Origin of the sequence: Kurthia sp. ISK08 (assembly GCF_046159805.1) — a bacterium.
Classification (GTDB): domain Bacteria; phylum Bacillota; class Bacilli; order Bacillales_A; family Planococcaceae; genus Kurthia; species Kurthia gibsonii.
Genome location: NZ_JBJXHL010000001.1, coordinates 422,655 through 447,186, shown reverse-complemented (window position 1 = coordinate 447,186; position 24,532 = coordinate 422,655). Strand labels below are relative to the sequence as shown.

General features: G+C 36.5%; 26 protein-coding genes. 18 read left to right on the top strand and 8 right to left on the bottom strand.

Annotated features, from left to right (window positions below; all coding sequences use genetic code 11):
- Positions 1–150 precede the first annotated feature (150 nt).
- Together ACKVQX_RS02140 and ACKVQX_RS02135 are read left to right on the top strand one after the other, a co-directional pair.
- Positions 151–810 carry a TrkA family potassium uptake protein gene (locus ACKVQX_RS02140; RefSeq protein ID WP_068455227.1) on the top strand — a complete coding sequence of 220 codons (660 nt, stop codon included), beginning with the start codon at positions 151–153 and terminating at the stop codon, positions 808–810.
- A 510-nt stretch (positions 811–1,320) separates the two neighbouring features.
- Positions 1,321–1,509, top strand: a complete 189-nt coding sequence (locus ACKVQX_RS02135; RefSeq protein WP_409136028.1) for a transposase — start codon at positions 1,321–1,323, stop codon at positions 1,507–1,509.
- A gap of 104 nt (positions 1,510–1,613) precedes the next feature.
- Here the strand turns inward: ACKVQX_RS02135 and rnjA are convergent, their stop codons facing one another.
- Both rnjA and ACKVQX_RS02125 read right to left on the bottom strand, forming a co-directional pair.
- Complete coding sequence (gene rnjA, locus ACKVQX_RS02130; protein WP_068455221.1) at positions 1,614–3,281, bottom strand: ribonuclease J1; 1,668 nt, start codon at positions 3,279–3,281, stop codon at positions 1,614–1,616.
- Between the two features lie 4 nt (positions 3,282–3,285).
- On the bottom strand, positions 3,286–3,495 hold the full coding sequence (locus ACKVQX_RS02125) for a DNA-dependent RNA polymerase subunit epsilon (protein WP_068455218.1): 210 nt from the start codon (positions 3,493–3,495) through the stop codon (positions 3,286–3,288).
- Between the two features lie 404 nt (positions 3,496–3,899).
- Here ACKVQX_RS02125 and ACKVQX_RS02120 point away from each other — a divergent pair, with 404 nt between their 5' ends.
- Entirely contained in the window at positions 3,900–4,685 is a 786-nt protein-coding gene (locus ACKVQX_RS02120) for a Cof-type HAD-IIB family hydrolase (RefSeq protein ID WP_068455215.1), read from the top strand.
- A 53-nt stretch (positions 4,686–4,738) separates the two neighbouring features.
- On the opposite strand, the gene def is transcribed toward ACKVQX_RS02120, so the two are convergent.
- A complete protein-coding gene (gene def / locus ACKVQX_RS02115) occupies positions 4,739–5,296 on the bottom strand; it encodes a peptide deformylase (RefSeq protein WP_068455212.1) in 558 nt (185 codons plus the stop codon).
- A 353-nt stretch (positions 5,297–5,649) separates the two neighbouring features.
- Here def and pdhA point away from each other — a divergent pair, with 353 nt between their 5' ends.
- The 6 genes from pdhA (at position 5,650) to ACKVQX_RS02085 (ending at position 11,786) form a co-directional block, all read left to right on the top strand.
- Positions 5,650–6,762, top strand: a complete 1,113-nt coding sequence (gene pdhA, locus ACKVQX_RS02110; RefSeq protein WP_068455209.1) for a pyruvate dehydrogenase (acetyl-transferring) E1 component subunit alpha — start codon at positions 5,650–5,652, stop codon at positions 6,760–6,762.
- Positions 6,763–6,765: 3 nt separating this feature from the next.
- The gene (locus ACKVQX_RS02105; protein ID WP_068455206.1) at positions 6,766–7,743 is read left to right on the top strand and encodes an alpha-ketoacid dehydrogenase subunit beta; all 978 of its coding nucleotides are present in this window, start codon (positions 6,766–6,768) and stop codon (positions 7,741–7,743) included.
- A gap of 26 nt (positions 7,744–7,769) precedes the next feature.
- On the top strand, positions 7,770–9,071 hold the full coding sequence (locus tag ACKVQX_RS02100; RefSeq protein WP_325942948.1) for a dihydrolipoamide acetyltransferase family protein: 1,302 nt from the start codon (positions 7,770–7,772) through the stop codon (positions 9,069–9,071).
- Positions 9,072–9,075: 4 nt separating this feature from the next.
- The gene (gene lpdA, locus ACKVQX_RS02095; RefSeq protein WP_068455198.1) at positions 9,076–10,491 is read left to right on the top strand and encodes a dihydrolipoyl dehydrogenase; all 1,416 of its coding nucleotides are present in this window, start codon (positions 9,076–9,078) and stop codon (positions 10,489–10,491) included.
- A gap of 170 nt (positions 10,492–10,661) precedes the next feature.
- Positions 10,662–11,444, top strand: coding sequence for an SDR family NAD(P)-dependent oxidoreductase (locus tag ACKVQX_RS02090; protein ID WP_409135979.1), 783 nt, complete (start codon positions 10,662–10,664; stop codon positions 11,442–11,444).
- Positions 11,445–11,582: 138 nt separating this feature from the next.
- Entirely contained in the window at positions 11,583–11,786 is a 204-nt protein-coding gene (locus tag ACKVQX_RS02085; protein WP_087682403.1) for a hypothetical protein, read from the top strand.
- Between the two features lie 74 nt (positions 11,787–11,860).
- Here the strand turns inward: ACKVQX_RS02085 and ACKVQX_RS02080 are convergent, their stop codons facing one another.
- Entirely contained in the window at positions 11,861–12,709 is an 849-nt protein-coding gene (locus tag ACKVQX_RS02080) for a TetR/AcrR family transcriptional regulator (RefSeq protein ID WP_409135978.1), read from the bottom strand.
- A 148-nt stretch (positions 12,710–12,857) separates the two neighbouring features.
- Here ACKVQX_RS02080 and ACKVQX_RS02075 point away from each other — a divergent pair, with 148 nt between their 5' ends.
- From ACKVQX_RS02075 to ACKVQX_RS02060, 4 genes are all read left to right on the top strand, one after another.
- On the top strand, positions 12,858–15,983 hold the full coding sequence (locus tag ACKVQX_RS02075) for an efflux RND transporter permease subunit (RefSeq protein ID WP_409135977.1): 3,126 nt from the start codon (positions 12,858–12,860) through the stop codon (positions 15,981–15,983).
- Positions 15,984–16,110: 127 nt separating this feature from the next.
- Complete coding sequence (locus ACKVQX_RS02070; RefSeq protein WP_231726954.1) at positions 16,111–16,515, top strand: CidA/LrgA family protein; 405 nt, start codon at positions 16,111–16,113, stop codon at positions 16,513–16,515.
- Positions 16,499–17,179 carry an LrgB family protein gene (locus tag ACKVQX_RS02065; protein WP_121175742.1) on the top strand — a complete coding sequence of 227 codons (681 nt, stop codon included), beginning with the start codon at positions 16,499–16,501 and terminating at the stop codon, positions 17,177–17,179. Before ACKVQX_RS02070 ends, ACKVQX_RS02065 begins: the two co-directional genes overlap by 17 nt.
- 67 nt (positions 17,180–17,246) lie before the next feature.
- Positions 17,247–17,540, top strand: a complete 294-nt coding sequence (locus ACKVQX_RS02060; protein WP_068455181.1) for a UPF0223 family protein — start codon at positions 17,247–17,249, stop codon at positions 17,538–17,540.
- Positions 17,541–17,676: 136 nt separating this feature from the next.
- On the opposite strand, the gene ACKVQX_RS02055 is transcribed toward ACKVQX_RS02060, so the two are convergent.
- Positions 17,677–18,300: a YktB family protein gene (locus ACKVQX_RS02055; protein ID WP_087682406.1), complete on the bottom strand. Its 624-nt coding sequence runs from the start codon at positions 18,298–18,300 to the stop codon at positions 17,677–17,679.
- Positions 18,301–18,443: 143 nt separating this feature from the next.
- Between ACKVQX_RS02055 and ACKVQX_RS02050 the strand changes: the two genes are divergently transcribed.
- Positions 18,444–18,641: a hypothetical protein gene (locus ACKVQX_RS02050; RefSeq protein ID WP_068455177.1), complete on the top strand. Its 198-nt coding sequence runs from the start codon at positions 18,444–18,446 to the stop codon at positions 18,639–18,641.
- 117 nt (positions 18,642–18,758) lie between these two features.
- Positions 18,759–19,553 carry an inositol monophosphatase family protein gene (locus tag ACKVQX_RS02045; protein WP_409135976.1) on the top strand — a complete coding sequence of 265 codons (795 nt, stop codon included), beginning with the start codon at positions 18,759–18,761 and terminating at the stop codon, positions 19,551–19,553.
- A gap of 220 nt (positions 19,554–19,773) precedes the next feature.
- Here the strand turns inward: ACKVQX_RS02045 and ACKVQX_RS02040 are convergent, their stop codons facing one another.
- Complete coding sequence (locus ACKVQX_RS02040) at positions 19,774–19,959, bottom strand: DUF5325 family protein (protein WP_068457524.1); 186 nt, start codon at positions 19,957–19,959, stop codon at positions 19,774–19,776.
- Between the two features lie 187 nt (positions 19,960–20,146).
- Between ACKVQX_RS02040 and typA the strand changes: the two genes are divergently transcribed.
- On the top strand, positions 20,147–21,991 hold the full coding sequence (gene typA / locus ACKVQX_RS02035) for a translational GTPase TypA (RefSeq protein ID WP_068455171.1): 1,845 nt from the start codon (positions 20,147–20,149) through the stop codon (positions 21,989–21,991).
- Positions 21,992–22,100: 109 nt separating this feature from the next.
- Here typA and ACKVQX_RS02030 read toward each other — a convergent pair whose 3' ends face one another.
- Both ACKVQX_RS02030 and ACKVQX_RS02025 read right to left on the bottom strand, forming a co-directional pair.
- Positions 22,101–22,304, bottom strand: a complete 204-nt coding sequence (locus ACKVQX_RS02030; protein WP_087682407.1) for a YlaI family protein — start codon at positions 22,302–22,304, stop codon at positions 22,101–22,103.
- A gap of 12 nt (positions 22,305–22,316) precedes the next feature.
- On the bottom strand, positions 22,317–22,817 hold the full coding sequence (locus tag ACKVQX_RS02025; RefSeq protein WP_174795783.1) for a peptidyl-prolyl cis-trans isomerase: 501 nt from the start codon (positions 22,815–22,817) through the stop codon (positions 22,317–22,319).
- Between the two features lie 180 nt (positions 22,818–22,997).
- Between ACKVQX_RS02025 and ACKVQX_RS02020 the strand changes: the two genes are divergently transcribed.
- Positions 22,998–23,279, top strand: a complete 282-nt coding sequence (locus ACKVQX_RS02020; RefSeq protein WP_068455160.1) for a YlaN family protein — start codon at positions 22,998–23,000, stop codon at positions 23,277–23,279.
- Between the two features lie 27 nt (positions 23,280–23,306).
- Positions 23,307–24,509: an FtsW/RodA/SpoVE family cell cycle protein gene (locus ACKVQX_RS02015; RefSeq protein ID WP_325942941.1), complete on the top strand. Its 1,203-nt coding sequence runs from the start codon at positions 23,307–23,309 to the stop codon at positions 24,507–24,509.
- Positions 24,510–24,532: the final 23 nt, after the last annotated feature.

Below are 24,532 nucleotides of genomic sequence, written 5' to 3'. Positions count from 1 at the left end.
CCCATTAACAAACAAACTCCTATAAAGATAAAGAGAGAGACTGCTACAGACATGGCAGTCTCTTTTCGTATGGGCTATTGTATTGTGGTTTTAAAGATTTTTGATAGAATAAGATGAGATAGGTAGTTTCGAGAAATCGGAGGAATAAACATGAAAAAAGAGTTCGTAGTCATTGGACTAGGACGTTTTGGTGGTAGTATCGTAAATGAACTAGTGAACCAGGGCGCAGATGTGATGGCGATTGATAAGTTTGCAGAGCGTGTAAATGAATTCTCAAAAATTGCGACGCAAGCTGTCATGGCAGATACAACAGATGAAACGGTACTAAAACAACTCGGTATTCGAAATTTCGAGCATGTGATTGTGGCAATTGGTGATGACATTCAATCGAGTATTTTAACGACTTTAATGTTAAAAGAAATCGGTGTGCAGAAAATTACGGTAAAAGCACAAAATGACTATCATGAAAAAGTGTTACGAAAAATTGGCGCAGATCATGTTGTGCATCCAGAACGCGATATGGGTATTCGAATCGCCAATAATATGATGTCAAATAACGTTTTAGACTATCTAGAACTATCAGACGAACACTCAATTATGGAGATTAAGGCCAATCGTTTACTCGCTGGACATACGATTATTGGATTAGATATTCGTGTACGCTATGGCATTAACATTGTAGCGATTAAGCGCGACCAAGATATTATTGTGTCACCTGCAGCAGATGAAAAAATCATTGAAGGCGATATTTTAATCGTTATTGGTGCAGATGCGGATATTAGTCGTTTTGAGAAAAAGATGTTGAACTAAAGGAGAAGCTAGGACAAAGCCCTAGTTAAAAGCAAGACAGGCTGGGACATAAGGGCAAAAAACACATCTTATATGAGCATAAAAAAACTGGAATCGCGCTGTAGCACGGTTCCGGTTTTTCGTTGCGAACGCTAAAAAAGGAAAATGACATGTTTTGTCCCAGCCTGTTTTTGGTCTGTCTGCGGATATTCTGCTCGTGCTGTTCCCACAGAAGTAACACACGCCCAGCCAAAACAAAAACAGGATACAAAAAAAGAGCTTTTCCTGTTAAAATTTAAATTACAGATGGTATGTATCGCAAAGGACAGTAACGAAAATATCTTAAAGATTCTTTTAAAACAAGCAATTGGACATATAACGCAACGACAGATTGTTATACTTGCCTTAATGGACAATTAGTAACGTACCAATACGATTCAACACGTACGGATAAGACAGGATTTACACGCCATTTTAAAATATATACATGTGAATACGCATTGGGAAGAACAGAAGAAAATAATTCAAGCGATGCTTTCAGAGGTAAAGATAGGCGCCATTTATCGAAAACGAAAAATCGATGTGGAACCAGTTTTTGGATTTTTGAAGGCGAATTTAGGTTTCACTCGATTTTCACTTCGTGGAAAATCGAAGGTCCGAAATGAAATTGGACGTACCTTAATGGCGACCAATCTAAGAAAGTATGCGATGAGAGGGTAAAACACTACATCACGTATGAAAAAAATCACACAAAAAAGGAGATTGTGTAGGCAATCTCCTTTTTGTGTGACTGAAAGCGATTTATGTCCCAGCCTCTTTTCTATTTAGACTTCCATAATGATTGGTAAAACCATTGGACGACGTTTTGTTTTTTCGTATAGGTAAGGTGTTAACACATCAGTAATCTCATTTTTCAAATCTGACCACTGTGTTGTTTTTTCCTTAACTGATTCTTGTAGATGACGATTTAGCATTTGTTGTGCTTCATTAATCATCATACCTGACTCACGCATGTAAACGAAGCCACGTGAAATGATATCTGGACCTGATACGATACGTTGGTTTTCCATATCAACACTTACAACAACAATCACAAGACCTTCTTCTGAAAGAATACGACGATCGCGTAAAACGATATTACCAATATCACCGATTCCGTTACCATCGATGTACACATCACCAGAAGGAATGCGACCAGCAACATGTGCCTCATCAGAACTTAATGCAAGAACATCACCGTTCTCCATAATGAAGATATTCTCTTCAGGTACGTCACAATCAACAGCAAGGCTTGCATGCATACGAAGCATACGGTACTCACCGTGGATTGGCATGAAGAATTTAGGCTTCATTAAACGTAACATTAATTTTTGTTCTTGTTGAGAACCGTGACCAGATGTATGAATGTTATTCAATGAACCGTGAATAACATCTGCACCTGCGCGATAAAGTAAGTTGATAATCTTATTCACGCTTGTAGTATTACCTGGAATTGGTGAAGAAGAGAAAATCACTGTATCATCAGGTTGAATTTGAATTTGACGGTGTGTACCATTTGCAATACGAGATAGTGCTGCCATTGGTTCACCTTGAGAACCCGTACATAAAATCATCACTTCATTCGCTGGAAGGCGATTTAAAGTTTGTGCGTCAACAAATGTTTCTTTTGGAGCTGTAATGTAGCCAAGTTCACGACCAATCGTGATGGCATTATCCATACTACGTCCGAATACAGCTACTTTACGACCGAATTTAGCCGCAGCATCTGTTACTTGTTGTAAACGATGAATATTTGATGCAAATGTTGCAAAAATAATACGACCATCTACTTTACGCATGATTTCATCAATGCTTTCGCCGACTTTACGTTCAGACATTGTAAAGTTAGGAACCTCAGCATTTGTACTATCAGATAGTAGGCATAGTACGCCTTCTTTACCGATTTCAGCCATTTTCGTTAGGTTGGCTGGTTCTCCAACAGGTGTGAAATCAAATTTGAAGTCACCTGTATGCACGATATTACCAGGAGGTGTTTTAACGACTACACCTAAAGCATCTGGAATACTGTGAGTTGTTCTAAAGAAACTAACAGATGTTTTTCTGAATTTGATAACATCTTCTTCTTTAATTTCGATTAATTTTGTTGTGCGTAGTAAACCATGTTCGTCTAATTTATTACGTAATAAACCAAGTGCTAGTTTACCACCATAGACAGGAACATTAAGTTGGCGTAATAAGTAAGGAATACCGCCAATATGATCTTCATGACCATGCGTAATAAAGAGACCTTTAATTTTATCAACATTTCTAACAAGATAAGTGTAATCAGGGATTACATAGTCGATGCCTAGTAGGTCATCTTCTGGAAACTTAATTCCTGCGTCAATCAGAATGATTTCATCCTGAAATTGAACCGCATACGTATTTTTGCCGATTTCGCCCAGTCCGCCAAGTGCGAAAACAGCTGTTTGGTCATTTTTGACGAATTTCATCTACTTAGAATTGCTCCAAGTGGAAGTTTTCGCTTGCTTGTTCATACTCTAGGTAATTACCCTCAAGCAATTGAATTAATTCGATGTTGTAGCCACGATCAGCTAGCAGTGCACGTACTTCACGTGGATCTGCTGCTTCAAGATATAGGCTTTTAGTATTTTCGCGAACTGGAACTTGAAGCTGGCTTTCTTGATAATAAACTTTGTAAATCATTTTATTTGCTCTCCTTTAACACGTTCAAAATATGTTGCATTTCTTATATATTATCATGACACCAATATAAAATAAAGAAAACCCCGATAAAAATTGCATTTCAGGTTTGGATGTCAAAAGGAAGAGAGATCAGACTCGAAGTACATCAAGTCCCATCTCTCTTCATCACTAAGCTACCGTTTTCTTTTCGAGTAAGCCACGAAGCCTTTTCAACAGTCGTTTTTTAAGACGTTTAAACATGGCGTATCACTCCCTAGTTATAGTATAAGTGATAACGACATGAGAGTAAAGTTATTTAACTTGACATATAATAAGGAAGAAAGAGTGAGAACAACAAAAAAGCTTAGAGTGTGTTAGAATTAAGAACATATAAAAGTATGAGTAGTTAGGGAGGAGTTTAGGAATTGAAGAAAAAGTTATTATTTTTTGATATAGACGGTACACTCTATAACACATCAAAAAAAATTCCTGAAGCAACAAAGAAAGCAATTGAAGAGGCAAGAGCAAATGGGCATGAAGTAGCCATCGCAACAGGGCGCTCTCCGTTCTTTTTAAAAGAAGTAAGTGAAGAGCTAGACATTGACAGCTACGTTAGTTTTAATGGTCAATTTGTCGTTTATCAGGGGAAAACAATTTCTAAACGTCCAATCCCAGCAGATGTACTTGAACGACTTGCAACAGAAGCAGAAAAAGATGGGTATCCAGTTGTTTATTTAGATGAGCAACGTATGACATCGACAACAGAATATGATGATCACGTAAAAGCAAGTATGGATTCATTATTCTACCCAATGCCTGAATACGATTTGAATCACTGGAAAGAAGCGGATATTTATCAAGCGCTTCTGTATGTTCCAGAAGAAGAAAAACCACGTTATTTAAAGGCTTTTCCAGAGTTAGCATTTATTCGTTGGCATAAGTATTCAGATGATGTAATCAATCATGATGTGTCTAAAGCATATGGCATTGAACAATTTATTCAACATACTGATTTTACGTTAGCAGATACAATGGTCTTTGGTGATGGGTTAAATGATATTGAAATGCTTGAACTTGTTGCAAAAGAAGGTACGAGTGTTGCAATGGGGAATAGCCCTGAGCGTGTAAAAGAAGCAGCGAGCATTATAACAGAACATGTAGATGAAGATGGCTTATCAAAAGCAATGCGTCGTCTAGGTCTTTGCAAATAATGAAGAAAAGAGGAATCGCACGATTGAAACGAGCGATTCCTCTTCTTTTATAATTATGCTTCCTCTAAAGGATGTGAGTTAGGTGCCTCATAAAAAGGATTTTCCTTATTGATTCGATCATAGAACATAACACCATTTAGGTGGTCTAGCTCATGTTGGAAAGCAATTGCAGGAAGATTTTTCAAACGTACTTTTTTCTCTACGCCATCTAAGTCTTTATATTTTACGGTAATGCGTTGTGGGCGTGGAACGTATCCAGGTACATCACGATCAACTGATAGACAACCTTCGCCGCCAGGAAGATATGTTTCTTCTACAGAATGACTGACGATTTTCGGATTGACGATGATTTCGCTTAACATCTCACCATTGTCTTTTGGTACATGTAGAGCAAACATGCGAATTGAACGATTTACTTGTGGTGCTGCAATGCCGATTCCTGAACGCAGCTCATACTTTTCAGCCATTTCAGGATCTTGGCTATTGATTAAGAATTCAAGTAATTCTTCACCGAATTCACGTAATTCGTCTGTCAGAGGAAATGGTACTTCCTCTGCTTTCATGCGAAGTGTTTCATGCCCTTCGCGAATAATATCTTTCATTAAAATCATGGTAATCTCCCTTTCCAAACAATATCTATTCATAAGTATATAACAATACGCCAAATCAGCAATAAAAAAAGCCCGACAATCCAATATTCTCCATTGTTTCACTCGTATGTGGGGTGGGAATAATCAAACGTATAGGCTCGTATCTGTGCTACATTAAAACCAGAAAAAACCATCTGTATTATAATACAGGTGCATTGAAATATATAATACAGTACCTAAAAGAAAATAATATGACAAAACAGTGAATTAAGTGATTGACGTATGAAAACGAATTCAGTATACTGAGAACAGATATAGTTGTACTAATGATTTTGGAATTTTAAATAATACAGTTACAAAGGAGATGTAAGAGGATGACTTCAAACAATAACCTTTTTGATCCAGTAAAAAACTTACAAGAAATTGAAGAGAAGTTTGAAATGGTTCAAATTTTAAATGAAAATGGCGAAATCGTAAATGACGCTTTAGATCCTAAATTATCAGATGAAGAGTTAGTTGAATTAATGTCACGTATGGTATTTACACGTATTTTAGACCAACGTTCAATCTCTTTAAATAGACAAGGACGCTTAGGTTTCTATGCACCTACAGCTGGACAAGAGGCATCACAAATTGCATCACACTTTGCACTTGAAAAAGAAGATTATATTCTTCCTGGTTACCGTGATGTGCCACAAATTGTATTACATGGTTTACCTTTATGGAAAGCGTTCCTATGGTCACGCGGCCATTTCGTAGGTGGTCAAATTCCTGAGGACGTAAATGTATTACCACCACAAATTATTATCGGTGCACAATACATTCAAACTGCTGGTGTAGCACTTGGTATGCAAAAACGCGGTAAAAAATCAGTTGCTGTCACATACACTGGTGATGGTGGTTCATCACAAGGTGATTTCTACGAAGGCATTAACTTTGCTGGTGCATTCAAATCACCTGCAATTTTCATCGTACAAAATAACCAATTCGCGATTTCAACACCACGTGCTTTACAAACATCTGCAACAACAATTGCACAAAAAGGTGTAGCAGCTGGTATACCAAGTATTCAAGTAGATGGTATGGACCCATTAGCAGTATATGTAGCAACACGTGATGCGCGTGAACGTGCAGTAGCTGGAGAAGGCCCATCATTCATCGAAACTGTATGTTACCGTTACGGCCCACATACAATGGCTGGTGATGATCCAACACGTTACCGTTCATCAGAAACAGATAGCGAGTGGGAGAAAAAAGATCCTGTTGTTCGTTTCCGTAAATACCTTGAAGCAAAAGGCATTTGGAGCGAAGAAAAAGAAACTGAAGTAATCGAAAAAGCAAAAGAAGAAATCAAAGCAGCGATTAAACAAGCAGATGGCGTACAAAAACAAAAAGTAACAGATTTAATTTCAATCATGCATAAAGATGAACTTCCATATAACTTAAAAGAGCAATATGAAATCTACAAAGAGAAGGAGTCGAAATAACCGATGGCACAAATGACAATGGTTCAAGCAATTACAGACGCTTTAAGATGTGAGTTAAAAGACAATGAAAACGTGCTCGTTTTTGGTGAGGACGTTGGTGTAAACGGTGGGGTATTCCGTGCCACTGAAGGTCTTCAAAAAGAATTCGGTGTCGATCGCGTATTCGATACACCACTTGCAGAATCAGGAATTGGTGGTTTAGCAATCGGTTTAGCACTTCAAGGTTTCCGACCAGTGCCAGAGATTCAATTCTTCGGCTTTGTATATGAAGTAATGGATTCAATTTCAGGTCAATTAGCACGTATGAGCTACCGTTCAGGCGGCGCATTAAATGCACCTGTAACAATTCGTTCACCATTCGGCGGTGGTGTACACACACCTGAAATGCACTCAGATAGTTTAGAAGGTTTAATGGCTTCACAACCAGGTTTAAAAGTAGTTATTCCTTCAACACCATACGATGCAAAAGGATTATTAATCTCATCTATTCGTGATAATGACCCTGTTATTTTCTTAGAGCATTTAAAATTATACCGCTCATTCCGTGAAGAAGTTCCAGAAGAGTCATACACAATTCCACTTGGAAAAGCGGATGTAAAACGTGAAGGTACAGATTTATCAATTTTTGCATACGGTGCAATGGTTCAAGAATCATTAAAAGCAGCTGAAGCATTAGAAAAAGATGGTTACTCAGTAGAAGTAGTAGACTTACGTACAGTTCAACCACTTGATATTGAAACAATTATTGCGTCTGTTGAGAAAACAAATCGTGCAATCGTTGTACAAGAAGCACAAAAACAAGCAGGTATTGCAGCGAACGTTGTAACTGAAATTACAGAACGTGCAATTCTAAGTTTAGAAGCACCTGTATTACGTGTAACAGCACCAGATACAATTTATTCTTATCCGCAAGCAGAAGCAGCTTGGTTACCAAATTATAAAGATGTTATGGCAACAGCGAAAAAAGTTTTAACATTCTAATCATAAAAAAGGAAGGGTGAAGCAACATGGCATTTGAATTCCGATTACCAGATATTGGAGAGGGAATCCACGAAGGTGAAATCGTTCAGTGGTTTGTCAAACCAGGTCAAGAAGTAAAAGAAGACGATATTTTAGCAGAGGTTCAAAACGATAAAGCGGTTGTTGAAATTCCATCTCCTGTGGACGGTACGATTTTAGAAGTTTTAGTAGAAGAAGGTACATTAACAACTGTAGGTACAGTTCTACTGAAAATTGATGCACCTGGATATGAAGATCTTCAATTAAAAGGTCATCATGATGAAGAAGAGGAAGAAGAAGAAACACCAGCAAAAGAAGAGGCTCCAGTAAAAGAAGAAACTGTAGAAACTTCAAAAGCACCAGAGATTGTTGAACCTTCAAATACTTCAAAACGTGTCATTGCTTTACCATCTGTTCGTAAGTTTGCACGTGAACAAGGTGTAGATATCTCTGTAGTAGAGGGAACAGGTAAGAACGGACGCGTAACAAAAGAAGATATTCTAAATCATGGTAAACAACCAGCAGAAACAACTGTCGCTTCTGAAAATACAGAAGAAACTACTCAAGCACCTGAAGTAGCTTCAACTCCTGTAAACTTAGAAGGTGAATTCCCAGAAACACGTGAAAAAATGTCTGGAATTCGTCGTGCGATTGCAAAAGCAATGGTAAATTCAAAACATACTGCGCCACATGTAACATTGATGGATGAAGTAGATGTTACGAATCTTGTTGCACATCGTAAAAAGTTCAAAAATATTGCAGCTGAAGAGGGTATTAAGCTAACATATTTACCATACGTGGTAAAAGCTCTAGTAAGTACCCTACGCAAATTCAAAGAATTCAATCGTTCGTTGGATGACGCAACAAACGAAATCATTCAAAAACATTATTACAACATTGGAATTGCAGCAGATACAGAACGCGGATTGCTAGTTCCTGTAATTAAACATGCTGATCGTAAATCAGTGTTTGCGATTTCGGATGAAATAAATACACTTGCAGAAAAAGCGAGAGATGGTAAACTAGCACCTAATGAGATGCAAGGTGCTTCATGTTCAATCTCAAATATTGGTTCAGCTGGTGGTCAATGGTTTACACCTGTTATCAATCATCCAGAGGTTGCAATTTTAGGTATTGGACGTATTGCAGAAAAACCTGTAATAAAAAATGGTGAAATTGTAGCCGCACCTGTGTTAGCATTATCATTGAGCTTTGATCATCGTATGATCGATGGTGCCACTGCGCAAAACGCTATGAATCATTTAAAACGTTTGTTAAGTGAGCCAGAATTATTATTAATGGAGGCGTAATATCATGGTAGTAGGAGATTTCCCAATCGAGACAGATACAATAGTAATTGGAGCAGGCCCTGGTGGATACGTTGCAGCAATTCGTGCAGCACAATTAGGACAAAAAGTAACAGTAATCGAAAAAGAATACGTAGGTGGCGTTTGTCTAAACGTTGGTTGTATTCCATCAAAAGCTATGATCTCTGTAGGTCATCGTTTTGTTCAAGCAAAAGAATCTGATGACATGGGTGTAATCGCTTCAGAAGTTAAATTAGACTTCGCTAAAGCGCAAGCATTCAAAGAAAGCGTTGTTAAAAAATTAACTGGCGGTGTTTCTGGTTTATTAAAAGGTAACGGTATTGAAGTGGTTATGGGTGAAGCATACCTAAACGACACAAATTCTTTAACTGTTGCAACTGAATCAGGTTCTCAACACTACAACTTCAAAAACTTAATTATCGCTACTGGTTCACGTCCAGTTGAGATTCCAAGCTTCAAATTTACAAAGCGTGTAATCAACTCAACAGGTGCTCTAAACCTAACTGAATTACCTAAGAAATTAGTTGTAATCGGCGGTGGATACATCGGTACTGAATTAGGTTCTGCTTACGCAAACTTAGGTTCTGAAGTAACAATTCTTGAAGGCGGTAAAGATATTCTTGCTGGTTTCGAAAAACAAATGACACAAATCGTTAAAAAAGGTCTTAAGAAAAAAGGCGTTACTGTAGAAGTTGAAGCTTTAGCACAAGGTGTTGAAGAATCAGAAGATGGCGTTAAAGTTACTTATGAAGTAAAAGGCGAAACAAAAACAGTTGAAGCTGATTACGTATTAGTAACAGTAGGTCGTCGTCCAAATACAGACGAAATGGGTCTTGAATCTGTAGGTATCGAATTTGCAGAACGTGGTCTAATCAAAGTTGATAAACAATGCCGTACAAGCGTATCAAACATCTATGCAATTGGTGACGTTGTACCAGGTTTACAATTAGCACACAAAGCTTCTTACGAAGGTAAAGTAGCGGCTGAAGCAATCGCAGGTGAAACGTCAATCGTTGATTACCTTGCAATTCCAGCAGTATGCTTCACAGATCCAGAAATGGCTTCTGTAGGTCTTAACGAAGAACAAGCAAAAGCTGAGGGCTATGAAGTATCAGTAGGTAAATTTGCATTTGGTGCAAATGGTCGTGCATTAGCTCTTAACGAAACAGACGGTTTTGCTAAAATTGTTGCTCGTAAAGAAGACGGTTTAATCCTTGGTGGTCAAATCGTAGGTGTTGGTGCTTCTGATACAATCGCTGAACTTGCATTAGCAATCGAAGGCGGTATGACATTAGAAGACGTAGCAATGACAATTCATGCTCACCCAACATTAGGTGAAATTATCATGGAAGCTGCAGAAGTTGCTTTAGGAACTCCTATTCACATGGTAGCTAAAAAATAAATAGAACATCTTATTTCTAAAAAAATATGTATGTCAAAACACTCACTTTTATTTAGGTAAAGGTGAGTGTTTTTTTTCGTTATTTTAATAAACTGTTGTCTATTTAAAGTAATTATGTAAAATAATGAGTAAAGAGTTTGTTGCGTTTTAGAATTGGGAGGTTCATACGTATGAATTTAGGATTACTTGGAAAGACGGCAATTGTAACTGGAGGGTCGAGAGGAATTGGTTTTGCAACAGCTAAGCAACTTGTAATCGAAGGTGCAAATGTTGTTATTTGTGGTCGTCAAGAAGATACATTAATGGAAGCTGCAAATAAGATTGAAAAAGAAACGGGTCAGCGTGTCCTCGCGATTGTGGCTGATGTTACAAGAAAGTCTGACTGTGAAAAATTAATAATGAGTGCTGTAACTAAATTTAAGCGCATTGATTTATTAGTAAATAACGCAGGCATTTCATCTACGAATGCCTTTATGGATATTTCTGCAGAGCAGTGGGAGCAAGACTTAAATTTAAAACTATTTGGTGCCATCAATTGTTCTCAAGCAGCAGTTCCACATATGAAAGAAAGAGGTGTAGGAGCAATTGTCAATGTGACAGCTATTTCTGGAAAAGCAGGTTGGAAACATTCAATGCCTACATCTGTTAGTCGAGCTGCAGGACTTGCTTTAACAAATACAATGAGTAAAGATTTGGGTGAATATGGTATTCGTGTAAATGCGGTCTGCATTGGATTAATACGTAGTGCGCAAGTAGAACGAAAATGGAAGAAAGAAGCGCCGAATTTAACATGGGAAGAATATAGTAATGAAATGGGACATGACATCCCACTTGGTCGAATTGGAGAAGCTGAAGAAGCTGCAAAAGCGATTCTATTTTTATTATCTGACGCGGCATCGTATATAACGGGAACATCTTTGAATATTGATGGAGGTAGCTCGCCAGTTCTATAATATTACCATTATATACCTGTTAAAATAATTATTTAATAGTAATAATATCCATACAAATAAAACCAATTTCCTGTTTTTAGGTTATGATGTTTATTCTTATGTGAGTAGGATAAACATTGGATACAGGGAGGAATTAATATGATGAAATTATTATGGATACCTATTGCTCTATATGTAATCGCAGTTGGGCTGTTTGCTATGGGATTGATTAATCGCCACTCAGATGAGGGTGTTATAGCAAGAGCCTTAGCAGGACAAGGGGTAGCGATTCCAATCTTTTTCTTCGCTCTTCTATTTACTTGGTTCTTTAGTAAAAAAAAGAAGCGTAACGAAGATATGTAAATACATTTAAATTAGTTTAAATATCAAACGAGAAATCAAATGATTTCTCGTTTTTTGGTTCTATTTTTTGAAAATCAAGTAGTGGGTTTTGGGTATAACCTTCTTACTAAAGTAGCTAGCCAGCGTAACTCTTTTTCAGACATAAGGTTTGTAGCAAGTGCATTTAAAATAACAAGCTGTGGATTATCTTTAATCATTTCTTTTTCTATGGCATGAATAGTCTGTCCATAAAAATGATCCGCACTATATAATTTTTTACAACGCTTAATCTCATCTGAAATAATTTGTTGAACTGCTTGAGGTTCTGGTGCACATGAAAACTGTGAGGCGAAAACAGACGCGTCTAATGTTGGTTCGAACTGTTGTTCAACAAGTGCATCCATATACTGCATAATCATATGCGAAATTTTTTTGAATTCTAAGTCGTTTTTATGATGAATAATAAAGTCAATATAACTTTGCACAATGCCTTTAAAACACAATTGTAAGTCATATTTATTTTTTTCAATTTTTGCACCATACGTATTTTCGAGTAAGAAAAGGGTAATATCATTAAGACTACGATTAAAAATTTGAATACGTTCAAGCAATTCCGTTTTTAAGCTTTTACTACTCTCTGTGATAAGCATCTCAAGTAAAGGAAAACGTTCATTAAAAACGCGTAAAGTAGAATCACAAAACTTTTCTAATTTTTGTCTCGGTGGACGTGGGTCATTCATTAAGAGTTCAAAAGAAATTGTTAGTTCTTTAATAAATTGATCGATAATTTCAATCAACAAGTCATCTTTAGAACGAAAAGATAAATAAAACGCACCTTTTGAAATTCCACAAGCATCTGTAATGTCTTGAATGGAAGTATTGGCGATTGAATTTTTTGAGAAGAGTTCGATAGCTTTTTCAATAATTATTTCTTTTTTAGTCAATGTAAATCGCCTCCTTTTATTTGACATGTGACCAAATAGTCACTTAATATTAACATTAATGACTGTTTAGTCAAAACTTGCTAAAAGAATGTCCATCAGTCAGTATTATAAGTAAAGATTAAAGAAAAAGTCAAAAGGCGGTGCAAGTGTGAAAAAGTTTATTCAATTTGTTCTGAAAAACAAATTAGCAGTTTGGCTCATGACCTTAATATTAGCTGCTGCTGGTGTATATTCAGGATTAAAAATGAAGATGGAGACAATCCCTGATATTTCTGTACCAATTATTACAATGAATACAGCATATCCAGGAGCGAGTCCACAACAAGTCGAAGAAAAAGTATCCACCCCGTTTGAAAAAGCAGTTCAAAATTTAAAAAATGTTGAAAATGTTTATTCAAATTCATATGAAAATGCCTCAAGTATTCAAATCGAGTTTAAATATGGCACAGATATGAAAGAAGCACGTGCAGATATTAAAGAAGCAATTGAAAAGGTAAAATTACCTGACGCTGCGACAACACCTGTTATCGATCGCGTAAGTATCAATGCTTTCCCTGTTTTAGCACTTAGTGTAAGTGACAAAGACCAAACAATTGATCAATTAACAAAAACAGTCGAAGATTACTTTGTTCCAAAGGTTGAAGGTGTAGATGGTGTTTCTTCTGTATCTGTATCGGGTCAACAAGTTAAGAAAGTACTCGTTACATACAACAACGATAAGCTAAAAGAATATGGCTTAACAGAAGATTCTATTAAACAATTCGTTCAAGATATGGATGTCGAATCGCCACTAGGTATTTTCCAATTTAAAGATTCGGAACAAGTTGTATTAGTAGATGGTAAATTAACATCATTAAAACAATTAGAAAATTTAGAGATTCCTGTTCAAAATCAGGCATCAGCACAGCAACAAGCTGCATTAGCAGCAAATCCAGCTGCAGCAGCTGCGGCACAACAGCAACAAACAAAGTCAGTTGTTAAATTGAAAGAGTTAGCAAAAATTCAATTAAAAGGTGAAGTGGAATCCATTTCACGTACAAATGGTAAAGATGCAATCGCTGTTCAAGTTGTGAAATCACAAGAAGCAAATACAGTGGATGTGGTTAATGACGTAAAGAAAACAGCAGATCAGTTTGAAAAAGATAATAAAGGTATGGCAATTGATGTCACACTTGACCAAGGGAAACCGATTGAAGATTCAGTAAGCACGATGTTAGATAAAGCATTATTCGGTGCTATTTTTGCTGTTATTATCATCATGTTATTCTTACGTGATATTCGTTCTACAATCATTTCAATCATTTCGATTCCAATGTCATTATTAATTGCAGTCATTGTCTTACGATACTTAGATATCTCACTGAATGTTATGACACTTGGTGCGATGACAGTTGCGATTGGACGTGTAATTGATGACTCCATTGTCGTCGTCGAAAATATTTATCGCCGAATTCATTTAGAAAATGAAAAGTTACGCGGACGTGCTTTAATTAGTTCAGCAACACTTGAAATGTTCCGACCAATTCTATCTTCTACAGTCGTAACAATTGCCGTATTCTTACCTGTAGGATTAGTTGGAGGACTTGTAGGTGAGCTATTCTTACCATTCGGTATTACAATGGCTGTCGCATTAATTGCGTCACTTGTCATTGCGATTACAATTGTTCCAGCACTTGCCCATACACTCTTTAAAAAGAAAATTTATGGAGATAAGATTGTTAAAAAAGACCATCATGGTAAAGTAGCTACAGGCTATAAAAAGCTATTAAATTGGGTGTTAAACCATAAGCTTGTAACATTTGGTGGCTCAATTGTTGTGCTTGTAGCTAGTCTATTCTTAGCACCTGTCGTAGGGTTCAGTTTCTTACCAGATGACGAACAAAAACTAGTGTATTTAACGTACACACCAAAAGCTGGTCAAACACGTGATCAAGTAGTTGAAAACGTAGATGAAATCGAGCAAATCGTTTCAAAAAATAAAGAAGTTGAAACCATCCAGACATCAATCGGTGGGCAAAATCCTTTAAACCCTGGTTCATCAAATAGTGCTTTAATGTTTATTATTTATGACCCAGATACAAAAGACTTCGCAACGAAGAGCGAAAAGCTTGTAAAAGACGTGCGCGCAATTAAACAACCAGGTGAATGGAAACAACAAAACTTCGCTGGTGGTGCTTCAAATAATGAATTATCATATTCAGTCTATGGTAATACAATCGAAGATATCCGCCCTGTTGTAGCAAAAGTCGAAAAAATCTTACAAGATAACAAAAATGTAAAAGATGCAAAATCTTCATTACAAGAAGCTTTCGATGAGAAAAACTTAGTTGTAAAAGAAGATGAGTTAAATAAATATGGTTTAACAACGAACCAAGTAGCTTTAATGATCAATCCAAACATTCCAGCAACAGTTTTAACAACGGTTATGGATGAAGGAAAAGAAATCAACGTAGAAGTGTATTCTTCTGTAAAAGAACCAGATACATTTGATCGTGTATTAGAGCAAAAAATTAAAACACCTACAGGACAAGAAGTGAAACTGAAAAATCTTGTTACTGTAAAAGAAGATCGTGCACAGACACAAATTAGCCGTAGTGAAGGTAAGTACTATGCAACAGTTACAGCAACTGTAACAAGTAAAGACGTCACAAAAGCTTCATCTGTAGCACAAGAAAAAATTGATAAATTAGATCTTCCAAATAACGTAGAAATTAAAACAGGCGGTGTAACAGAAGATATTCGTGATTCATTCACGAAATTAGCACTTGCCATTATTGCAGCAATTGCGATTGTATACTTCACACTTGTTGTTACATTTGGAGAAGGTCTTGCACCATTCTCAATTTTATTCTCACTACCATTCACAGTTATTGGTGCACTTGTTGCACTATGGATTGGTGGCGAAACAATTTCTGTATCTTCTCTCATTGGGGTACTGATGCTCGTCGGTATTGTTGTCACGAATGCGATTGTATTGGTTGACCGAATCATTCATATGGAACATGATGGGTTACCAATGCGTGAAGCAATTTTAGAAGCAGGTGCAACACGTTTACGCCCAATTCTAATGACAGCCATCGCAACAATTGGTGCACTAATTCCACTTGCCATTGGCGCTGAAGGTGGCGGTCTAATTTCGAAAGGTTTAGGGATTACCGTAATTGGTGGTTTAATCAGTTCAACTGCTTTAACGCTCGTTGTCGTACCACTTGTTTATGAATTCTTATCAAAAGTATTGAAAAAAGATCGTGCACATGAAGATCGCGAATCTTAATTAATAGGAAGGACATGCTCGTACTATATGAGCATGTCCTTTTCATATGGAAAAAATTGTTTTCTTTAAATAGACAGAATTATCTAAAAAGCGTTACAATGTAAAAAACAACAAGGGGGAAACGGGGATGCGAAAACTAGTGAAGCTATTAAACATAACACTTCAAATTGCTTTTCTTTATGTATTGTCCTTACTTGGTGGCATCATTGTCGAATTTTTACATGTACCACTTCCGGGCAGTATCATAGGTTTAATTATTTTATTACTATTACTTCATATGAAGATTGTAAAGAAAGAATATGTAGCAGACGGAGCTGGCTTTTTACTGCCGATTTTAACGCTACTCTTTATTCCAGCTACTGTAGGTGTTGTGAATTATCCGGAATTATTATCATGGTTAGGGGTATCACTTTTAATCATTACAATTATCAGTACGATTTTTTCTTTAGGGGTGACTGCAAAATTCGCACAAAAGCTAGAGCAAACAGAACGACAGAAAGAGGAGGTAGAAGTCTATGCTCCAAACGATTAGTTACATGCTTTTAACAATTGTCATTTTCTTCTTTATGACGTGGCTATACAAGAGAACAGGAATCTCTTTTTTATTTCCAATCCTAACATCAACAATCGTTCTCTTACTTATTTTAATCTTTGCTAAAATTCCATATGATACATATATGCAAGGTGGACGTGTGATTAATTTCTTCTTAGGACCAGCTGTTGTAGGTATGGCGTATCCTTTATATACGCAGTGGGATGTTATTATGCGTTTTAAAAAGACCATTCTATCCAGTGTCGTCGTCGCGATGTTTGCGGGTATGGTCAGTGTTATCGTTTTAGGATTACTCTTTCAGTTAGATGAGCAAATGTTACGTTCATTTTTACCAAAGTCGATTACATCACCGGTTGCCATCCAAATTAGTGACGCGATTGGTGGAATTCCTCAGATGACCGTACTATTCGTTATTATCGCAGGTATTACAGGTGCAATTGGAGGGCCAGGAATTTATCGATTATTAAAAATTGATACACCTGTTAGCAAGGGTGTAGCGATGGGAAGTGCCGCACATGGTATTGGTGTGAGTAAGTTAACTGAATACGGTGAGCTAACTCTGTCTATCGGTTCAGTAGCGATGACATTGAGTGCGATTTTAGGGTCATTCCTTTGCCCAGTTGTCATTTATTTATTTTTCTAGAATGTTTGCAACGATATCAATCATTCATTAGAATAAGAGCAGCAACTAATAAAGGCAGGTTATAAAAATGGATTATTCATACCCGTTCTCACCCGATTGGTCAACAACTGAAATTGTCGATGTCATTGCATTTTTTCAAATGATTGAAAAAGCTTATGAAACAGGCGTGAAGCGAGAAGATGTACTGACAACGTATCGTCGCTTTAATGAGATTGTTCCAGCGAAATCAGAAGAAAAGACATACTTTAAAGAGTTTGAAGAAGTAAGTGGTTATGCAAGCTTCCCTGTTATTCGTGATGCGAAGAAAGCAGCGAATGGTGAGGTCATTAAAGCAAGTAAAAATGAACGAAGAAAAAAATAAACAGAAGCTGGGACATAAGTGCAAAAAACATATCTCACATGAGCATAAGAAAAACTGGAATCGCGCTGTGGCACGGTTCCAGTTTTTCGTTTAGAGCCCTAAAAAAGGGAGATAACGTGTTTTGTCCCAGTCTTGTTTATTTTGGTACACTAACCATTGCACGATAAATGGGAAGTAATGTTTCAAATGTTTGTTCAATTAATGCTAACAATTCTTTTTCAGACAATTGAATCGCATCATCACGCAATACTTTGACGCCGATTAATACTTCACCTTTTTTCACATCACGAAAGCGCGTTAAAATTTTTTCAGCTGATTCAACTGAAATTTCATCTGTTTTCGGTGACATATGATCACCAGAAATATAGAAAGAAGCAGGTAATGCAGTAATTAAATCTTCATGCTCTAATAAATGATTAGCAATCGCAACCTTATTCGGTGCTTCATAAATAACTGCTAAGTTAATAAATAAATGTGATTCGAATAAGCCGATTTGAAAATGTGGCATCGCTTTATAGCCGCGTTTATAAGGAGCAAAAGCAACCCAACTATCATTTGGCGGGTTTGTTTTTCGACGTGCATGTTTAGCAACATGTGGGAAGAATTCTTCACCTAATTGTGTTGTAAAATAATTTGAGAAAATCGCACCAAGTTCTTCGAATTTAGGACGGATTTGTTCTTTTAAAGCGTCCATACGTGGTTCTAATCCATCAATTGTAAAAACATCAAAATCTTGATTGGCCCATGTTAAGTTGGTCATAATTTACATCCTCCAAATAGTGATTATTAGGTTTATTCATTTCGATATAAGGGAAAAAATCTTTTAACATAGATGAAATGATAAGCTAATCATAACATAGCAAAGTTCATTCATCTAAATACCTTTTAGAGGAGTTGATTGGAATGAAACAGGTTGTCCATATCCTTCAAAAAGTTGAATTTGAGAAGCAATACATTAAAGGATTGCAGCTAGAATTAGACTACGAATTAGCGACATTATATGATGCTTTAAATACAAATGACGAGCAACAAATTGAAGCTAGTAAACGCAGACTAAAAGAAATCCATATGGAACTGGAGGCATTCCATGTATTCTCATAAGGATTTAAAAAAACTTTGAAGAAACACTTGCTAATCCATACGAGCAGCAAGTGTTTTTTTGTGATATTTGTTATACTAGTACAAATAAGTAGATAATGGGGAATGGGGGAATAAAATGTGGATGTAATTTCAATACATGAATACACGATGGAGATGATACAAGAAGCAGCTACGCGTATTCGTCAATCTTTTACAGAGAAGATGGAAATTGAAACGAAAGCGAACGCTAATGATCTTGTAACGAATATAGATAAAGAAACAGAACAATTTATTGTAGAAAAAATTCAAGCATACGACGCGTCACATCGAATTTTTGGTGAAGAAGGTATGAGTGAAGAACAGTTTGCTGATTTAAAAGGTGTCGTATGGATTGTAGATCCAATAGATGGGACGATGAATTTTATTCGCCAGCAACGCAACTTTACAATTTCAATTGCGATTTATGAAGATGGCATAGGAAAGTTAGGCTACATTTATGATGTAGTGCGTGATGAACTATATTATGCAATTGCTGGGCAGGGTGCTTATGTAAATGAAAAACGCATTCAACCACTTGAACCAATTGAATTAGATAAAGCAATTATCGGAATTAATGCTTCGTGGGTAGCGAAAAATAATCGTTTAAATACCGAAAAAATTGCAAAATTGATTCATACAGTTCGCGGTACACGCTCATATGGTTCTGCGACAATTGAAATGATGTATGTCGCAACAGGTCGCTTAGAGTCGTATATGTCGATGCGCCTATCTCCATGGGACATTGCAGCTGGAGCTGTTATTGCATACGAAGTTGGAGCGAAATGTACAACGCTAAAAGGAGAACCGATGAATTTATTAGCGCAAGATACATTTATTATTGCCAATCCTTCGATTCATGAACAATTAATTAGCGAATACATTGAATTAATCTAAGATTAGGAGAGGAATTTACACAATTGTGAATTCTTCTTTTTTCTTTTTGAGACAAATTCTTCGATTATTTGCAAATAAAAATATTGTGTTTCAAAGACAATCAGTGATACTATGAATTTTGTGCAAGAGATGATGAATAAAGTGAAAAAAGTGTTTTTAGTGGATTTTACGATAAAAAAATTACCCATTCCGAAGAATGAGCAATCTTTTTATCGAAGGATTAGAGAAGTCCTCGCTCGCGGAATTTACGCTTCATTGTGAACGCGTATCCAAAAACGGCGATGACTAATACAATTCCACCTAAAATCCCTAAAACATTACCAACTGCAATTGCATAGCCAATTGAGCACATTGCTAAAATGCCAGCTAAAGCCATGATTGCCATAACAACTTTTGCTATATTCATAATCAATCGAAACCTCCATTAGTGGTTTTACATCCTCTATTGTCATGCGAAACGCATTTTTTCGCAAGGGTTTTTACTTGCCAATTTTTGAAAAAGAACATCGAGTACGAAAAAAATATCTTTTTGAAGAAAATTGTGCTATAATAACACAGTTATGGACTCGAAATAAGAAAAGTGGAGTGGAACAATGACGAACTTACGTGAAGATTTAAGAAACATTGCAATTATTGCCCACGTTGACCATGGTAAAACAACATTGGTTGACCAATTATTAAAACAATCAGGTACATTCCGTTCAAACGAACAAGTTGAAGAACGCGCAATGGACTCTAACGATATTGAACGCGAACGTGGTATCACGATTTTAGCGAAAAATACAGCAGTAAATTACGAAGGTACACGCATCAACATTTTAGATACACCTGGACACGCCGATTTTGGTGGAGAAGTAGAACGTATTTTAAAAATGGTTGACGGTGTATTATTAGTTGTCGATGCATACGAAGGTTGTATGCCACAAACTCGTTTCGTACTGAAAAAAGCTTTAGAACAAGGTTTAACACCAATCGTAGTCGTGAACAAAGTCGACAAAGATTCAGCACGTCCTGAAGAAGTTGTAGATGAAGTATTAGACTTATTAATCGAACTTGGTGCAGATGAAGAACAACTTGATTTCCCTGTTGTATATGCTTCAGGTGTAAACGGTACAGCTTCATTAGATCCAGACCCATCAAAACAAGAAGAAAACATGAAATGTTTATTCGAAAAAATTATCGAACATATTCCAGCACCAGCAGATACACGCGATGAGCCATTACAATTCCAAGTAGCATTACTTGACTATAATGACTTCTTAGGTCGTATCGGTATTGGACGTGTATTCCGCGGTAAAATCCACGTAGGCCAATCAGTAGCACTTTCTAAATTAGATGGTACTGTGAAAAACTTCCGTGTAACAAAAATCTTCGGTTTCTTCGGTTTAAAACGTGAAGAAATTCAAGAAGCATACTCAGGCGACTTAATCGCTGTTTCTGGTATGGAAGAAATCAATGTTGGTGAGACAGTTTGTCCACAAGATAACATCGATCCACTACCACCAATGCGTATCGATGAACCAACATTACAAATGACATTCTTAGTAAACAACTCACCATTCGCAGGTCGCGAAGGTAAATGGGTAACTTCTCGTAAAATTGAAGAACGTTTACTTGCACAATTACAAACTGACGTATCATTACGTGTAGATCCAACAGATTCTCCAGATGCATGGACTGTATCTGGTCGTGGTGAGCTTCACTTATCAATCTTAGTTGAAAACATGCGTCGTGAAGGTTATGAATTACAAGTATCAAAACCAAAAGTAATCATCCGCGAAATCGATGGTGTTAAATGTGAGCCAGTAGAGCGTGTTCAAATCGACGTTCCTGAAGAATCTTTAGGTTCAATCATCGAATCATTAAATGAACGTAAAGGTGAAATGGTTGATATGATCAATGATGGTACTGGTCAAATTCGTTTAATTTTCATGGTTCCAGCACGTGGCTTAATCGGTTACACTACTGAATTCATGTCATTAACAAAAGGTTTCGGTATTATCAACCACACATTCGATTCTTACAAACCAGCAGTATCTGGTCGTGTAGGTGGTCGTCGTAACGGTGCTTTAGTTTCTATGGAAACAGGTAAAGCAACTACTTACGGTATGATGCAAATTGAAGACCGTGGTGTTCTATTCTTAGAACCAGGTGTTGAAATTTACGAAGGTATGGTTGTTGGTCAAAACAACCGTGATGCAGACATTACTGTAAACATCACAAAAATGAAAGCTAAAACAAACGTACGTTCAGCAAACAAAGACCAAACAAACGTAATCAAAGCACCTAAAATTTTAACGCTTGAAGAAGCATTAGAATTCTTAGATGAAGATGAGTACTTGGAAGTAACACCTGAGTCAATCCGTTTACGTAAACAAATCTTAAACAAAAACGAACGTGAAAAAGCAGCAAAAAAATCACGTAGCGCTGAACAATAATAGATAAAGTTTAAAAAAGAAGTCACATGTAAATGTGGCTTCTTTTTTTGTATACAAAAAGGAGAATGGAAAAACCCATTCTCCTTTTACAATAAATAAAAGCGTCGTATTAAAATTCTTCATCTTCTGTTGTATGACCTTTGAAAAAACGAAACTCACCTGTTGCTAAGCGCGCATATGTTTTCGTTGCGATTCGCTCATCACATGGTTCACACATATATGTATGAATCGGACGGTTTCGAAGACGTTTAGCTAATGGTGAAAAGTCTGGAATATCATTGACTGTTTCACAAATTACGCATTTTACTTTCATGAGGAGGTCCTCCTAGCTAATTTTAATACCTACAATATTTTTAATTGGATTTTTGTAATTTGAACCATCTGCATGTAATAAATACACAGGACCACCATCAGTTAACATTTTACCTTCAACACTGAATTGGAATAAAAGTGTTTTTGCTTCTTCCATTGAGTACGTATATTCGTTATTCTCACGATCGATAAATGTTACTTGTGTTGCTTCTGGTGCTGGAGATGCGTTGTTGATGAAAGGTTCTAAAACCATACCAAATGTACCAGTCTGCATCTTTTGGCGATCAAATTTCTTTTCTGTTTCTAAAGTTGGTGGGTAAGCAGCACCCTCCATGATTTCACGAGACCAGAATTTTCCTGCATCTTCTAGATACACTTCATCTTGATCGACTGCCACTTTGTCTGACGTAAAGTATGTATCTAAGTCTACTTTACGGTCATCAAAGATCCAGATTGTTGGATCGAGTGTGATGTTAAAGTTAACAGCACCTTTAATTTGAATAATAGAATCCATCATTCATTCCTCCTAGATATAGATGTTTCACTCCTATAGTATAACGTCTTTTAAGACATTTGAGAAAACAAAATGACTTAAGTTAGAAGAATGACGTATAGATACTTGCATTTTTCTATATGAAAAGCTAAAATTTAGAATGATAGAACTCAAGAAATATCAGGTAATGGGGGCGTCCTCATGGATACTACATCTCAAAATTCGTATCAGGAAAAGGCATTGGAACTCCTATTTGCTGATGCTGACAAAATTGCTCAATTAATTAGAGTACAAATGGAAAACTTAACAATGCCACAATGTCCATTGTATGAAGAAGTTTTAGATACACAAATGTTTGGTCTTTCACGTGAAATCGATTTTGCTGTTAAGCTAGGCCTATTAAATCGCGATAAAGGTCGTGAAATTTTAGATTCCCTTGAGAAAGAATTATCAGCATTGCACGATGCATTCACGAAAAAATGATAAAAAAACTCAAACACCTACCGATGTTTGAGTTTTTTTGTAGTTAGGAGTAATAAATTGAAGAAATTTTTAAAAGAGTTCGACTACTTGCTATTTGTTACATATTTTTTACTCTGCGTATTCGGGGTTGTGATGGTATATAGCGCAAGTGCTATGGTATCAGTTAATCGTTATAACGCACCAGCAGACAATTTTTATAAGAAACAACTACTTGCTGTTATCGTTGGTTTTGGCGCTTTCGTTCTTGGAATGTTGATTCCATACAAACGTTATCGTGAAAAATGGATGTTGAAATTAATAGCAGTTGTAAATATCGCTTTATTAACATTGGTATTAGTAGCAGGTTATAGCCCACCAGGGTCAGGTGCACAGTCTTGGTTACGTATTGGAGGATTTAATTTTCAACCGTCTGAATTGTTGAAAATTTCATTGATAATTTATGTCTCAGCGGTACTTGCCAAGAAGTATTCTAATGGTACAATAGATTCGATAAAGGAATCTTTAATACCTATAAGTATAATTATAATTATACCCTTAATCTTTTTGTATAAAGAACCAGATAATGGCGCAATTGCTTTAATTACAGCGATTATGTCAACAATTATCTTAGCTAGTGGCATGTCTTTTAAACGTATATTCAAAAAAACAAATAAGGTATTCTGGATTGGAATTGTACTTTTATTATCAATTGTGTATATATATAGAGATAAGCTACTTAGTAAAATATTAACTGAAAAGATGGCGAATCGTATTCAAGCGACATGGGATCCTTATGCTTTTGTGAAAGAAGAAGGACTGCAAATAATCAATGGTTATTATGCGATTGCGCTTGGAGGAGTTTCAGGTTCAGGGTTGGGTGAGTCTGTTCAAAAGTTAGGGTATATACCCGAACCACACACAGATTTCATTCTAGCAATTATTATTGAAGAGTTGGGGACTCTTGGTTTACTTATAGTAGTTGGGGGATTGGGCTTTATCGTTATGCGAGCATTTGTCACAGCTTTAAGAGCGAAAGATCCAATGATCCGTATGATGGCGGTAGGGATTGGTTCTTGGATTGGCTTCCAAACATTTTTGAATATAGGTGGTTTATCGGGCATTATCCCGTTAACAGGTGTCACACTTCCATTCATTAGTTATGGAGGTACCTCTCTCGTGATCCTTTCTTTCGCACTCGGTATTTTAATGAACATTACGATGTACGTTAAAAGAGACCAAAACAAAAGATAGAAGACTTTATAGGGGGTAGTGTT

Excerpts from the sequence above, each read along its gene's own strand:
- ACKVQX_RS02140 (WP_068455227.1), top strand. The coding sequence starts at position 151 with ATGAAAAAAGAGTTCGTAGTCATTGGACTAGGACGTTTTGGTGGTAGT.
- ACKVQX_RS02135 (WP_409136028.1), top strand. The coding sequence starts at position 1,321 with ATGCTTTCAGAGGTAAAGATAGGCGCCATTTATCGAAAACGAAAAATC.
- rnjA (WP_068455221.1), bottom strand. The coding sequence starts at position 3,281 with ATGAAATTCGTCAAAAATGACCAAACAGCTGTTTTCGCACTTGGCGGA.
- ACKVQX_RS02125 (WP_068455218.1), bottom strand. The coding sequence starts at position 3,495 with ATGATTTACAAAGTTTATTATCAAGAAAGCCAGCTTCAAGTTCCAGTT.
- def (WP_068455212.1), bottom strand. The coding sequence starts at position 5,296 with ATGATTTTAATGAAAGATATTATTCGCGAAGGGCATGAAACACTTCGC.
- pdhA (WP_068455209.1), top strand. The coding sequence starts at position 5,650 with ATGACTTCAAACAATAACCTTTTTGATCCAGTAAAAAACTTACAAGAA.
- ACKVQX_RS02105 (WP_068455206.1), top strand. The coding sequence starts at position 6,766 with ATGGCACAAATGACAATGGTTCAAGCAATTACAGACGCTTTAAGATGT.
- ACKVQX_RS02100 (WP_325942948.1), top strand. The coding sequence starts at position 7,770 with ATGGCATTTGAATTCCGATTACCAGATATTGGAGAGGGAATCCACGAA.
- lpdA (WP_068455198.1), top strand. The coding sequence starts at position 9,076 with ATGGTAGTAGGAGATTTCCCAATCGAGACAGATACAATAGTAATTGGA.
- ACKVQX_RS02090 (WP_409135979.1), top strand. The coding sequence starts at position 10,662 with ATGAATTTAGGATTACTTGGAAAGACGGCAATTGTAACTGGAGGGTCG.
- ACKVQX_RS02085 (WP_087682403.1), top strand. The coding sequence starts at position 11,583 with ATGATGAAATTATTATGGATACCTATTGCTCTATATGTAATCGCAGTT.
- ACKVQX_RS02070 (WP_231726954.1), top strand. The coding sequence starts at position 16,111 with ATGCGAAAACTAGTGAAGCTATTAAACATAACACTTCAAATTGCTTTT.
- ACKVQX_RS02065 (WP_121175742.1), top strand. The coding sequence starts at position 16,499 with ATGCTCCAAACGATTAGTTACATGCTTTTAACAATTGTCATTTTCTTC.
- ACKVQX_RS02060 (WP_068455181.1), top strand. The coding sequence starts at position 17,247 with ATGGATTATTCATACCCGTTCTCACCCGATTGGTCAACAACTGAAATT.
- ACKVQX_RS02055 (WP_087682406.1), bottom strand. The coding sequence starts at position 18,300 with ATGACCAACTTAACATGGGCCAATCAAGATTTTGATGTTTTTACAATT.
- ACKVQX_RS02050 (WP_068455177.1), top strand. The coding sequence starts at position 18,444 with ATGAAACAGGTTGTCCATATCCTTCAAAAAGTTGAATTTGAGAAGCAA.
- ACKVQX_RS02040 (WP_068457524.1), bottom strand. The coding sequence starts at position 19,959 with ATGAATATAGCAAAAGTTGTTATGGCAATCATGGCTTTAGCTGGCATT.
- typA (WP_068455171.1), top strand. The coding sequence starts at position 20,147 with ATGACGAACTTACGTGAAGATTTAAGAAACATTGCAATTATTGCCCAC.
- ACKVQX_RS02030 (WP_087682407.1), bottom strand. The coding sequence starts at position 22,304 with ATGAAAGTAAAATGCGTAATTTGTGAAACAGTCAATGATATTCCAGAC.
- ACKVQX_RS02025 (WP_174795783.1), bottom strand. The coding sequence starts at position 22,817 with ATGGATTCTATTATTCAAATTAAAGGTGCTGTTAACTTTAACATCACA.
- ACKVQX_RS02020 (WP_068455160.1), top strand. The coding sequence starts at position 22,998 with ATGGATACTACATCTCAAAATTCGTATCAGGAAAAGGCATTGGAACTC.